This is a genomic window from Paenibacillus sp. Root444D2, from assembly GCF_001426375.1.
Classification (GTDB): Bacteria; Bacillota; Bacilli; order Paenibacillales; family NBRC-103111; genus Paenibacillus_E.
In genome coordinates, this window is sequence record NZ_LMEO01000018.1 from 32,081 (window position 1) to 45,001 (window position 12,921).

Genomic DNA, 12,921 nt, shown 5'->3' on the forward strand with positions numbered 1-12,921 from the left:
ATAAAATGCAACCATTTTAGCCTAAAGCTTTGATCGGCCCCGCAATTATGAAATCAAACATACAAAAGCATTTTTTGATATGACGCAGGAATTGCTCTCTTAATTCGGGAGGAAAGCTTTAAAGTATTATAGAACCGTAGTAACTGGCAGCAGACAACCGATGTGTAAAAAAAGAACCTCAAGCTCCTTTTTGTGGAGTTGAGGTTCTTTTCATATAATAGGAATGACTTGTTCCTAATTAGCCCGTTTAAACGGAACGAGGATTCGCTATTTCGCAGAGATCCGCTCAAATTTGGGTTCAAGAGGAATGACGATTCGCTATTTGGTCATTTTTGCGTCTGCAACGCGTTTTTCAAGTAAATAAGGTATCCTCGTTCGTGATATACCCGTCTAGCTCTCATTTGCTCAATATAACGAATCGTAGTTCCCTTTTATGTAAATGGGGCTCGACAACCGCTATATCTCGTCCACAACGAGCACTTAGGATTCGCGTGTATTAGGAAAAGTTCTATATGGGACTCCCTCTTCTTCTTTGCTTTTATTCGCAGTAGAAGCTTTTTTCGAAGACCACAAGGCTTCGATTTCCTCCAGCGATTTCCCCTTTGTCTCAGGCACTAGACGCCAAGTGAAAAAGAAAGTAAGCAAGGACATGAAACCGAATATCCAGAATGTCACTGCGGGCCCTGCAGAACCAAGCATCGGAGGAAAGGTCTGAGATACGATATAATCCGCTGCCCATAGCGCCATAGATGCAATTGCCGTAGCTTTTCCACGAATACGGTTCGGGAAAATTTCGGACATAATCACCCACACAACAGGCCCAAGCGATACAGCAAAGGAAGCTACATACAGTAAAATAAAGATTAGTACCAATGGCCCTGAAGGTTGTCCCGTGTGAAAGGCAGCGCCTATAACGACTAGGCACACTGTCATTGAGGCAGATCCGACGAGTAAAAGAGCCTTACGTCCCACCTTATCGATGAGCCATATAGCAAGAATGGTAAAGAGGAAATTAATCAAACCGACCAAAATGGTCTGAATCAGGGAAGCATTCGTGCCAGCACCCGTTTCCTTAAAAATTTCCGGAGCATAATACATAATCGCGTTAATTCCCGTAACTTGCTGGAGAACGGCCAGTCCCACACCTACAATTAAAGCAAGCCGCAAAGCGGGGCTGAACAGTTGGCGGATCGATCCACTTTCCTGTTCGAACGATTCCTTAATATCCAGTACTTCCTGTCTGGCCAATTCGTCGCCGTGAATCTTAAGTAAAATCGGAAGTGACTCTGCTGCCCTCCCCTGTTTGATCAACCATCTCGGGCTTTCAGGCACAAAGAAAAGCAGTACTAAGAACAGTAAACCTGGAAGAACTCCGAAGCCAAACATCCATCGCCAAGCTGTTGAAATATCCCACGCGTCGTCGCCATACCCCGCAATGCCCATATTAATGAAATATACGAGGAAGATACCGGTCACCGTCGCGAATTGATTGAGAGCTACAAGGCGGCCGCGATATTTGGCAGGCGCTATTTCCGCGTTATAAAGAGGACATAGCGTTGAGGTAATACCAATCCCCAGTCCGCCAATAATCCGCGCAATAATATAACCAGTGAACGTATCTGGAATGGCGGAACCGATGGATCCGATAATGAATAGGATCGCGGCCATAATCAGCACTTTTTTCCGACCGAACCTGTCCCCCAGCATACCGGATCCTGCTGCTCCAACGATACACCCGATGATTAAGCTGGAGACCGCCCACCCCACTTGCACCTCGCTGAGGTCAAAGCGTTCTTTCATAAAACCAATTGCGCCCGACACAACAGCTGTATCAAATCCAAATAATAAACCGCCCAAAGCGGCAACCATCGAAACTAGCGTGACAAACTTCATGCTTACTTGTTGGTCTTGATTGTTTATATGTGAGCTCATAAGCGATTATCCCTTCTGACTTATCCGCACCTGCGTGCGAGTCTTTTATCGTGAAAAAATAGTCAATCCTTATAATGCGAGACTCATTATACCATGCGTTTTGTTCAAGCTAGGGGCCTATTCCCTTCACTTATTTGCTGTTTACAAGCATAATATTGATGCCTGTAATTCTCCGCCTGATATAGGGCGGCAGACTAGCATATTTTTGTTGTGTAAAAGCAAAAAAGTCCATGCATCTCTACATGAACCTTTGTCTTTATTAAAGTTGGTTGCGGTATTCGGTGGGCGTTACCCCTGTTACCTTTTTAAATACTCGGCTGAAATAATTAGGATCTTTATAACCAACCATATAGCAGACTTCCTTTAAGCTGAATTGCCCTTCGTTTATGAATTCTTTGGCCCTTTCGATCCGCAGCCTTGTCACATAATCAATGAAGGTTTCTCCCGTTTGCTGTTTGAATACTTTACTGAAATAATACGGGTTCAAATGGACATGTTCCGCAACATCTTCGAGGGAAAGCTCCTCGTTGAATTTATCTTGAATGAACGTGATGGCGTTGTCTAGGACACTCCATGTTCGCTGCTCACGTTCCTCACGAATTCGTTTGATGGCCAATTCCACGTACGTGCGTTCGGTAGTCTTTTCTGCAATCAACTTATCAGCCGTTTCCCGCTCACCTTCTAGGGAAAGCATTTTCATATCCTCAAATGAGCAAAGGTTACCCCACCTTTTAGGATACGTAGATGCGAAGACGGCTTCAAAATACGATCTCCTTATTCCCTCAATATCCATTTGGACGGACCCAATGCCTACATTAGCGTCTAAATTACGCTGTTGGCGAAGTGTCTCAACCAGCTTAGCGCCTAGCAAATGAGCCTCTTCCCGCAATACCTCATCCTTGATGTCTGCCTTTTCGAGTAGAAAAATGACCATGTGCCAATGGACCATGGAACTGACCACACAGCCGACCCTATTCTTGATAAAGCCTTTGGCGAAGTTTTTTACCGTTTCGTAAACCTTTTTCTTCTCGATGCCTAATTCCTGCTCGGATGTATGCCCGAATTCCGGCAAAGCGAGCACAAGCGCACAGCCTTTATCTATGGAAAGCTCGAGGATATCAGCCAGATACCCCAACTCGGTTTCATTCACTTGATCGGACATAAAGACCAGAGCCATTTCCGTTTCCGCCAGCGGGAGCAGCTGGAAATACTTATCGCGCATTGCGAACTCCTCGTCGCGCTTTCTTTGGTCCTGGTCAATTTCAGCTACCAGCCGCTGGAGGAGTGCAACGATTTGATCGCGTTTAGCCGGTTTGATCAGGTACTCTTTTACTCCCAAGGAAAGGGCTTCTTTAGCGTATTCAAATTGTTCATAGGCTGTAACCAGTACCATCTTGATCTGCGGACTATGAGCCTTGATTTCCTTTAACGCTTCAAGGCCTTGAATGCCCGGCATTCGAATATCCATCAGAACGATATGCGGTCGAAATTCATCTGCCTTTTGGATCGCCACACGGCCATTCTCTGCATGAATAATTTCAAACGTATTCGGCATCATTCGGGTAACGATCCACTCAATACCTTCTCTCTCTAAAGCTTCATCATCTGCGATCAGTAGGCGATACATCCCCATCCTCCTTTCCTGCAGTAGGAATCCGGATGAGGACAGTCGTCCCTTGGCCCGGCTCACTGTGAATATCTACAAGATTCTTTTTTCCATAAAATAATTCGAGTCGTCTAAACACATTACGCGTGCCTAACCCCGTCGATTGTCCCTTTTCTTGATCAAGCAGCGGTTCGGATTCGAAGTGAAGCAGAGACTCACGGACCTCCTCGCTCATACCGATCCCATTATCTGATATGGAGACCCTTACCTCACCAGGCTCGCACGTAATGCCCAGCTTAATCTCAGCCCCTTCTTCCATTCCCTCAATACCGTGGACAAAGACGTTCTCAAGTATCGGTTGAAGGGTTAGCATGGGAACGTACACGTCCAGTCCGCTCTCGTCAATTTCCGTTACGAACTGAATCCGGTCGCGAAAGCGTGCCTGTTGGATGGTAAAATACTCTTTGGCATGCTCGACCTCATCCCTGAGCGTCACCGGACGATCCAATTTTCGAAGATTATATCGAAGAAGATTCGACATGGATACCGTGAGATCGCTTGTTTTCTCAGCACCCTCGAGCAGCGCAAGCTTGGATATGACATTCAAGGAATTAAAGAGAAAGTGCGGGTTGATCTGATTTTGCAAAACCTCCAGCTCTAATTCTTTGACCAGCTTGTCCTTTTCCAAGCTTTCTTTCTCTTTCATAATCAGTTCTTTCAAATTGTCTTGCATGCGCCCAAAAGCCCTAGATAACATTCCAAACTCATTATGCTCGCTAATCTGCGGAGGGGGAGCTTGCAAATTCCCGTCTGAGATTAGTTGCGCTGTTAAGGCCAACTGCTTGATCGGTCGGGTAATACCTAGGGAAATCCAATAAGCAAACAAGACGCTTATCAGCGTATTTAAAATAAAAATAGCGACGCCCCAATAATTCATAAATTCGGTTTGGATAAGAATTTGTCTGTAAAAAGGCTGATAATAACTGAGTTCCAAATCAATAAGTTGATGTCCTTCTGTTTGGATGTACGCGGCTGTCTGCTCAGCCTCTTCGTAGAAAGCCGCATAAGCCAAAGAGCCTTGGCTGTTTAAAGCCTCTATGACACCCGCTTCTTGCCCTATAAAAGTATCGATCATATTGCGATAACTGCGAAGTGCTAGATCAGTAGTTGGAATAATCGCCCCTTGTGCAAACATGCTTTCCCGCAGTTGATTAAGCTCATCCCTCTGACTTATATAGGCCTTGCGGCTGTTCTCTGTTCGATCCATTAAGTAAACATTCAAAGCACGAAGATTTCCCTGCGTCAGTCCGGCAATTTGCTTGTATAATAATACCCGATCCAGCATCACATTATAGCTCATCTGCACCGTTCTTCCGCTTTCAAAGATGAAATAAGCAACCGCGTTATTCAATATAAAAAGCACCGGGATAACAATAAATAGCATTCTACGTATATTCATGGGCTGCCCACACTTAACTTCAATTGGTTTCTATCCAGAATATCCGTAGCGGTGAACTGCTGGACCGGAATGGAGCCCCCTTTGAAAATTTCCGCTAGCAAATCAACGGATTTGGATCCAATCTCTTTAGGCTGCTGAACGATCGATGCTCGAATTGCTCCTTGGGCGATGCCCATCTTGGTTTCCTCCAGGTCATCAAATCCGTACACGCTTACATCTGCTCGATTTGTTACCTTAAGTCCTTCTACAATGCCAACCGCATCTAAGGAGCTAAATCCCACCATTGTCTGAATACTTGCGTATTGGTTCAACATAGTTTCTGTCTGCTTAGCAGCTTGAATCCTTGAAATATTTGATGAGCGGACAGCTACGATTTCAAAACCTGGCGTATTTCGAATAATTGAACGGAAACCCTCTAGACGAAGCTGTTGATTATCCGCCAGTTCACTTCCGATCATGATGCCGATACGGCCTTTCCCAGCAGCATCTTTCACCACAAGCTCCCCCATGCGTTTGCCCGCTTCCCAATTATCTGTTCCCACGTAGGCAAGGCGCCGGCTCTCCGGTTCATCTGCGTCTACTGTGATCACTGGAATACCTTGATCTAAAGCCTTGCTGATCAGAAGATCGTAGCGCTGCTCCTTTATTCCTTGGACCAAAATAGCATCCGGCTTGGCAGCAATCGATTTCTCCAGTAGATTCATTTGTTCAGCAGGATTTATGCGAATCGGCCCCATGTAATCAATCTTCATACCCAGCTGCGCCGCGGCTTCTTTGGCTCCCAGTTCCACCGTTCTCCAGAATGGATTGTCGATCTCTTGAGCTATCAGCACAACGTGCTTGATACGTTTATCCACTACCTTGCTCTGTTCCATTTGCCCGACCAGGTGATCGATCTTAAGTGTGGAAGATAAAAACTGGAATAAAAAATAACAGAAAACAATAATTATGCCTACCAGCCCCACCGTCCACTTTTTCTTTGACATGGAGCACCCCCGAGCTTTAGTAAAAATATAGATTTATTATACAGAGCCTGCAGATAAAACGGAAATCACGTTTAGTATTCGATGATGAATAAATTTCCTATACATGGCAAAAGGTACTACTGACATTTTAAGGAAGGATGAATAGGGATAATGGACAAAGAAAATCAAGAGATGACCCTAACGAATCGACAAGGTCATCCGATTTCAGATAATCAAAACATACGAACAATTGGAAATCGAGGACCCTCAACGCTCGAAAACTACCACTATATCGAGAAAATATCCCATTTTGACCGGGAGCGAATTCCTGAACGTGTTGTACATGCACGAGGTGCTGGTGCTCATGGATATTTTGAGGCTTATGGCAAAGTGGGGAATGATCCTATTTCCACCTATACACGGGCCAAGCTTTTTCAAGAGGCTGGTAAACAGACCCCAGTATTTGTCCGATTTTCTACGGTCGTTCACGGCAATTACTCTCCGGAAACCTTTCGTGATCCACGTGGATTCGCCACAAAGTTTTATACCGAGGACGGTAACTGGGACTTAGTCGGCAACAATTTGAAGATATTCTTTATTCGCGATCCGTTGAAGTTCCCGGACATGGTTCATGCCTTCAAACCGGACCCCGTTACCAACCTGCAAAACCCTGAGAAAATGTTCGATTTTGTATCGAACTCTCCTGAGGCCACCCACATGATCACATTCCTGTTCTCTCCGTGGGGGATTCCCGCCAATTATAGGCAAATGCAAGGGTCTGGTGTGAATACCTACAAGTGGGTCAACCAAGAAGGACAAGCCGTATTAGTCAAGTATCATTGGGAACCGCTGAAGCAAGGAATGAAGAACCTGACTCAGAAGGAAGCAGAAGGCATACAGGGTAAAAACGTAAGTCATGCCACCCAGGATTTGTATGAAGCTATCGAGCGCGGTGAGTACCCGGAGTGGGAGCTCTGCGTTCAAATCTTGAGTGATGACGAGCACCCTGAGCTCGATTTCGACCCGCTTGATCCGACTAAACTTTGGGATCATGAACAATTTCCTTTTTTACCCGTGGGCAAAATGGTGCTGAATAAAAACCCCGAAAATTACTTTGCCGAAGTCGAGCAGGCAGCTTTCGGTACGGGGGTTCTGGTCGATGGTCTTGATTTTTCCGATGACAAGCTGCTGCAGGGCCGAACCTTCTCCTACTCCGATACCCAGCGATACCGCGTGGGAACGAACTACCTTCAGCTGCCGATTAATGCCCCCAAAACACGTGTAGCTACGAACCAACGAGATGGGCAAATGGCCATCGTGGTGGATCGGGCCCCCGGGCAGAATCCGCATGTGAATTACGAGCCCTCCTCGCTTGGCGGGTTAAAAGAAGCGGTTCCTTCCGGCAAGGAACATCAACCTATGTATAATGACAAATTAGTCCGTGAAAAAATTAGCCGAACCAATGATTTTGGACAAGCCGGAGACACCTATCGTAAATTTGAAGATTGGGAACGCGATGAATTGATTGCGAATTTGGTAGATGCGCTGAAGATATGCAAACCAATTATCCAGAATAAAATGATTGAACATTTCACAAAAGCCGATTCGGATTACGGTCGACGCGTTTCTGAAGGTCTTGCTCAAGCTAACGTCGAATCGGCACATCTCGGCTCCGCTGCTGAAAGAGATGGTGCTGAAATTGCCGAGAACTCAGGAAAGCGAACAGACGGATATTAAAAATTGAAGACGAAACGCCTATTTACAGAAATGACCGGTAAGGCCCACAGCCTTCCGGTCTTTTTTCGTTTCCCTCGCTGTCCCAGCGGAATGTTTTTTGCTGCACTCGTGGTATTAGACCATACAGCCGTCCCCCTGGATGAATAGTCTATCTAATATCTACTCCTTTCCCCCATCTTATATAAAGCGAGGTTGCGTATGGCAAATCCCTATACGAAACACCGAATTCGCAAAATTACTCGCCGCTTCGGCCTTCGAGCGTTGAGATCAGGCACGGTTGCATCCTTTTACCGAGAAAACGCGATTATTCAAGTACAAACGAAAATGGGCACCTATGCCTTGAAGCCCTTTTTTCGAAATGCACTCCTCCGCACTAGTACCGTTCACCAAATGAAAACAACGGCAGCGTATCTAGAGCTCTTGATGAATAGCGGATTCACTTATATGCCCAAATGGCTCACTACCCGCTCTGGGAAGTTATGGACTTTACACCGCGAACGCCCCTTCTATATGACTGAATGGATACAAGGGAGGAATTTGGAAAAGAACGAAGATTTTGAAGAGCTTGGCCGGGCCCTTGCCACGTTACATACTACATCCAGTGGTATCCTTGACACTAAAGGGCCCTCCACGCATAGTCAAATCAGAATATGGAAAATCCAAGATCGCCTCTTTCGTAGACGGATGAATAAAGCTATTCAAAACCATGAACGGAACCGCAAATGGTACAAAATATACGGAAAGTACTGTAAGCGCCTTACCGATCGGGCATGGGCTAACTTAAACAGCCCCGAGGTCGTTGATCTTTTGAAGAAGGAAGCGAACCGTCCCGCATTGATACACAACGATATTACTTCCCCTAATGTCATTATTTCTGAAAATGGCCAGCTGTTCATCATCGATTGGGACCGTGTTAAAGTGGGTTCCATCTACGTGGATCTAGCGAAAGCCCTTATGAACACTACACAATTCAATCCCGATTTCATACTAGCGTTGTTAAAAGGGTATGAAGAACGGCGGCCATTAGACCAGACTGAGCGCAAATTGATTTCGTCCTTATATGGATTGCCTCGGGAAGCTTGGCACGCTACTCATTTCCCTCATGAATCAAGAAGCCGTGAAATGCTCGATATTTTGAAAAAAACCTGGGATCCCCGATTAAAAGCAATAAATTTAATAGATGAATGGACAAAATCAATCCCTAAGGGGATTGAGCATGAAGATGTCAATGAAGTCGTCAATGAAATCACAGATTGAACATTCTTCATCGAAATTGCCTTGGAACGGAGATGCTTCGTTGGATTGAATATTATCATCAGAGATACCGTCCATTGAGCTCATCTGATCTCAGCATTCTTCATGCTCTTTTATCTGCACCTTATCATGTGGTTCGGAACATTCGGGCTGGCGGTATTCGTTCGGACAAAGAGATTATCCGACAGTCTCCCATTTGAACAAGTATCAGCGTGAGCTTAGGGCTTTATTGTAATTGGAATAGTCATAGCAATTCCTAAATAGGAACTAAAAGGCACCCTTAGACAGGATGCCTTTTAGTTGACTCTTATGTCCGCCATACCTTAGTTAGCGATTTTGCTCCATACAGGGTACTCTTCCAAGTACCCATATTCGTACAATTCCTTAAGAGCCTTGCGTATGCTATGTTCATCCTCGCCCGATTCACTGGATAGTTCCACTAGATCGTCTAGGTTGATGTTCGGGTTCTCTTTGCAAAACGTAAGCAAGCCCTTAGCAGCCCAGGAAAGCCGATCGTCTTGGAAATCTCCCACCATACGGCGGAATATTTTGTGCGAGACAATTCTCAGCTCCACAAGTTGTTGCAATGCCTTTGTCGCCTGCTTGAGACTCATTCGACCGAGCTTAGCAATATCAGATAATCCTGGAATGTTCGATTCCGAAGAAAAACATTTCAAGACGATAAAGGTCATTTGTGCATAAATATCCATGCCAGGATGGTGAAAAACTTCATCTGAAAGATTAAAATGACGCGCTGCGTCCTTAGCTTGTCCGTTGTCCATCCGATGTCCTCCTTTTCATTATCGTGGAGTTCACCTACTCATTATTGTTGCCATGATCCGAGGGTTGCACCAGCTTACCCGAGTTGTGCCGAGACTGCTTGAATATTTGTGCCAAGCTGAATTTTTTCTGATCATTGGCACCCGGGATCTCTTTCTTTGGCTGGTTGAAATCATCATTCGCTTCATGAGCAGGTTCAATAGGCTCTGCCGACTCCATGCCACTATAGCTGTCTGCGAGAGAAACGGTCTCATCCAAGTCCGAGACCATTTCTTTCCCGGGAAATAATTCCGTAATCGGTCTTCTGCCCGATTGCTCTTCTCGGACATATCTTGTCAAAATATCCATGATCCCTTGACTGAATATGCCTTCCATTTTCAGTTGGTTTAAATAATCGATAACCTCCGGCGGAGTATCAGACGGAATATAGAGTGTAACATCCTTACCGGAGCGAACGTAAACGGTGGATCTACGCTTTTTCAATCCGAACCGCTCCCGCGCTCGGATAATCCTTCAGAATCCGCACTGGCTGCCGCGGCGGATTCGTCCGCATGTTTCAGCGCGTGGTCAAGCATAAGAAAGGTGCCTCGCACATTTCGGAATTGGCTGTGCTCCACGCTATCAAACTTAATGGGCAAGCCCAGCTCAGCGTTTAATTTCTCAATCCATGGCTGCAAAACGACCGCTCCACCGCCGATAAACCAAAACTCATTGGCGTAGCGAACATGCTTCCAAGAGTTGCGGGCGTATTTCAGCACTTTCTCCGCTAATATACGCATATGTCGGTTAATCAGGCTTGTCATGTCAAAAACAACCTTACCCTCCGCATAAATCTCATACTCTTTGTTAACCAGCATGAGGGTCAATTCCGCCGTGCTTGCGATCAATTCCTCGCCTTGCGAATTAACCTCGTTGCGAATGCTCTCTAATGCATCATTGAGGTAGATCTTAGCGCCAGTAGAGTGCCGCTGATCCAGATCGAGGCCGGGCTTGAAGAACGCAATGTCCATGTCAACACCACCTACATCCGCAATGCCGAAGCCCTTATGGGATAGATGCGATTTGGAAGTAGCCTCAAGGTCGTAAACACCGGATACATCGTCTATGCTGATATCAGTAGGAAGCGAAAATTCCATTTCCACCGTTATCCCTTTAAATACGGGGGTTGTCCCGAATGTAACGGAATGTACGCCTCCTGTAATCTTATGAGCAAATTCCTCTCGGAATTTCGTTATTTCACGAATCGGCAGACCTGTACCCAAGTTGACAGCGGCTTTAATCCGCTTTTTCCCCCGCCTGATGGCATCCTCATGTTTCTTGGCAATGGCGTACGCCGCAGCCGTAAGGAGAGTCACCATCGTTTCGGGTCTTTGGGCCTTTTTTTGCACCGCTTTATCCCCTACAATTTCGTGAATAATCCCTTCGTCACCGATCGCTAAGTTACCCACGTAAACATGTCGGTACTGATCGCTCTCTATCGAAGGCGATGTAATCTGTACGTCAAGAAAATCCAAGGGATCACCTTGTTCCATCAAAAGAAATCGTTCACCAAACGGTTGTGCCAGCACATTAGGGAAAATAAAGTTACAGTCCAAATGGTCGTAAATCACTTTAACGTGACTGCTGCCATTATCGATAGACAGCGTGATGGTAGTGGTTAAGACTTCGTTCTTTGTCAAGTCTATTCCCCTCTCCGGTGGCCTTATTTGAGTTTATATAAAGATTCGCGTAACTAGGGCCAATTGGGAGGGTATTTGGAGTAATTGGTATTTTTAGCAGCTAGTTGGAATGAACTTTAAAGTTTAAAGTTTAAGATGTAAACTTTACAATTTAAGCTCTAAACTTCACGATTCAAACGTTAAGATTTAAGCTTTAAAGTTTAAACTTTATTTGGCTTTTTGTAGAGGTTGATGCAACGCAATTTACACTATGATTATGTTAAGACATTTGCATGCTTGTCCGTGGAATGTTGTATTTTGTACAATTTTACGCAAGCAACTTAGACCATTTCCACGCGAATGTTGCAAATAAGCCAAAAGTAGCTCTAAAGCATATAAAGAGGCTACATTGTGGTTCAAAAGAGACCGATCGATTCATTCATCTCTGCATTGAGGTGTATGTAGATCAGGTTCAATCGTCAACTATGGTCAATTGAGATTGCTATGAATGAATCCATGCTCGCGGCTGGATGATGTTGTAGAAAGTGCAACAATTACTACATAAATCTCACCATTTCCATTAGTTGTTGCATCATGTACAACAATTTGGTCCCATACAGGTCATTTCGCAACAAATGGGCTAAAAATGTTGTACAAACTGCAACTTCAAGTTGCAAAATAGCCTTTGAGCTTGCAATTTGTTGTATAACATACAACATTGGTAACCGCTATAGCCCATTTGCCCTAACGAAAGCCGAATGACAATCAGCGGAAGTGGCACGTCCGTACTCCGAGAAATTCAAGGAAGTGGTTGCAAGCATTGCAGCTGGCACCAAAGGCGTAAAGTATCCGATGCATCAAAAATCGGATTTTGGAGTTTTGAATACCAGTTGTGAGAGACATAATGAATCAATCGACGGTCACCAACATACAACATCCTTAGCTTGCCAGGAAGAAATCAAGGAAATTGTTGCACGATGTACAACATGCTATTATTTCCGGTGCGGCTTACCGTTGAATCATGCACATGCAGCCTTTCTGCGATTGCTTCATGATCGTAGGCCGAATATGAAGCAACCTATCTTCTCTGCCTGCAGCACAAAAACCCCTGCTTCCTTCGTCAAGGAAGCAGGGGTTTTGATCCTACCCGATAAAAAACTTAGAGACCCAGCACACGCCGTTCCTCATCCGAGAACATCCTCGAGCGAGTCAGAAAACGTCGCCCTTCTGGTCCCTCAAGCGAGAACATCCCGCCTCTGCCAGGCACCACATCGATGATGAGCATCGTATTCTTCCAATAGTCGTATTGCGGCTTGCTCATATAGAAGGGTGCGCCGCCTATATCCCCTAGCCATACGTCGCTGTCGCCGATAAGGAACTCCCCTTGCGCGTAGCACATCGGAGAGCTGCCATCGCAGCAACCGCCGGATTGATGGAACATAACTGGGCCATGCTTGGCCTTTACGAGTTCGATTAGCTCTAGAGCGGCATCGGTAGCAACAACCTTGCTCACTTCTATCGTCATCGTGC

Annotated in this window: 9 protein-coding genes and 2 pseudogenes; 3 read left to right on the forward strand and 8 right to left on the reverse strand. The window is 45.4% G+C overall.

Annotation, left to right across the window (positions count from 1 at the left end; all coding sequences use genetic code 11):
* Positions 1-480: 480 nt before the first annotated feature.
* From ASD40_RS12480 to ASD40_RS12495, 4 genes are all read right to left on the reverse strand, one after another.
* Positions 481-1,932, reverse strand: a complete 1,452-nt coding sequence (locus tag ASD40_RS12480) for a sugar porter family MFS transporter (RefSeq protein ID WP_057303604.1) — start codon at positions 1,930-1,932, stop codon at positions 481-483.
* A gap of 259 nt (positions 1,933-2,191) precedes the next feature.
* Positions 2,192-3,559 (reverse strand): AraC family transcriptional regulator, encoded by a 1,368-nt coding sequence (locus ASD40_RS12485; RefSeq protein WP_200957403.1) that lies wholly within the window; start codon positions 3,557-3,559, stop codon positions 2,192-2,194.
* On the reverse strand, positions 3,534-4,997 hold the full coding sequence (locus ASD40_RS12490; protein WP_057303606.1) for a sensor histidine kinase: 1,464 nt from the start codon (positions 4,995-4,997) through the stop codon (positions 3,534-3,536). The genes ASD40_RS12485 and ASD40_RS12490 overlap by 26 nt, the downstream gene beginning before the upstream one ends.
* Positions 4,994-5,983 (reverse strand): substrate-binding domain-containing protein, encoded by a 990-nt coding sequence (locus ASD40_RS12495; protein WP_057303607.1) that lies wholly within the window; start codon positions 5,981-5,983, stop codon positions 4,994-4,996. Before ASD40_RS12495 ends, ASD40_RS12490 begins: the two co-directional genes overlap by 4 nt.
* A gap of 156 nt (positions 5,984-6,139) precedes the next feature.
* Between ASD40_RS12495 and ASD40_RS12500 the strand changes: the two are divergent.
* Positions 6,140-7,699, forward strand: a pseudogene (locus ASD40_RS12500) (catalase); the annotation flags it as partial.
* Positions 7,700-7,897: 198 nt separating this feature from the next.
* Positions 7,898-8,956: a phosphotransferase gene (locus tag ASD40_RS12505; RefSeq protein WP_063870773.1), complete on the forward strand. Its 1,059-nt coding sequence runs from the start codon at positions 7,898-7,900 to the stop codon at positions 8,954-8,956.
* A gap of 320 nt (positions 8,957-9,276) precedes the next feature.
* Here the strand turns inward: ASD40_RS12505 and ASD40_RS12510 are convergent, their stop codons facing one another.
* From ASD40_RS12510 to ASD40_RS12520, 3 genes are read right to left on the reverse strand one after another with little or no spacing between them, the layout of a single operon-like run.
* Positions 9,277-9,735 (reverse strand): hypothetical protein, encoded by a 459-nt coding sequence (locus tag ASD40_RS12510; protein ID WP_057303609.1) that lies wholly within the window; start codon positions 9,733-9,735, stop codon positions 9,277-9,279.
* Between the two features lie 34 nt (positions 9,736-9,769).
* Positions 9,770-10,216, reverse strand: a complete 447-nt coding sequence (locus ASD40_RS12515) for a hypothetical protein (protein WP_057303610.1) — start codon at positions 10,214-10,216, stop codon at positions 9,770-9,772.
* Positions 10,213-11,412, reverse strand: coding sequence for a ParM/StbA family protein (locus ASD40_RS12520; protein ID WP_057303611.1), 1,200 nt, complete (start codon positions 11,410-11,412; stop codon positions 10,213-10,215). The genes ASD40_RS12515 and ASD40_RS12520 overlap by 4 nt, the downstream gene beginning before the upstream one ends.
* 744 nt (positions 11,413-12,156) lie before the next feature.
* On the opposite strand from ASD40_RS12520, the pseudogene ASD40_RS39375 reads away from it, so the two are divergent.
* A pseudogene (locus ASD40_RS39375) lies at positions 12,157-12,247 on the forward strand (F0F1 ATP synthase subunit gamma); the annotation flags it as partial.
* Between the two features lie 303 nt (positions 12,248-12,550).
* Here ASD40_RS39375 and ASD40_RS12525 read toward each other — a convergent pair.
* Positions 12,551-12,916 carry a DUF779 domain-containing protein gene (locus ASD40_RS12525; RefSeq protein WP_057303612.1) on the reverse strand — a complete coding sequence of 122 codons (366 nt, stop codon included), beginning with the start codon at positions 12,914-12,916 and terminating at the stop codon, positions 12,551-12,553.
* Positions 12,917-12,921: the final 5 nt, after the last annotated feature.

Bases quoted from the DNA above. Each gene is read 5' to 3' on its own strand.
- ASD40_RS12480 (WP_057303604.1), bottom strand. From the start codon at position 1,932: ATGAGCTCACATATAAACAATCAAGACCAACAAGTAAGCATGAAGTTT.
- ASD40_RS12485 (WP_200957403.1), bottom strand. From the start codon at position 3,559: ATGTATCGCCTACTGATCGCAGATGATGAAGCTTTAGAGAGAGAAGGT.
- ASD40_RS12490 (WP_057303606.1), bottom strand. From the start codon at position 4,997: ATGAATATACGTAGAATGCTATTTATTGTTATCCCGGTGCTTTTTATA.
- ASD40_RS12495 (WP_057303607.1), bottom strand. From the start codon at position 5,983: ATGTCAAAGAAAAAGTGGACGGTGGGGCTGGTAGGCATAATTATTGTT.
- ASD40_RS12505 (WP_063870773.1), top strand. From the start codon at position 7,898: ATGGCAAATCCCTATACGAAACACCGAATTCGCAAAATTACTCGCCGC.
- ASD40_RS12510 (WP_057303609.1), bottom strand. From the start codon at position 9,735: ATGGACAACGGACAAGCTAAGGACGCAGCGCGTCATTTTAATCTTTCA.
- ASD40_RS12525 (WP_057303612.1), bottom strand. From the start codon at position 12,916: ATGACGATAGAAGTGAGCAAGGTTGTTGCTACCGATGCCGCTCTAGAG.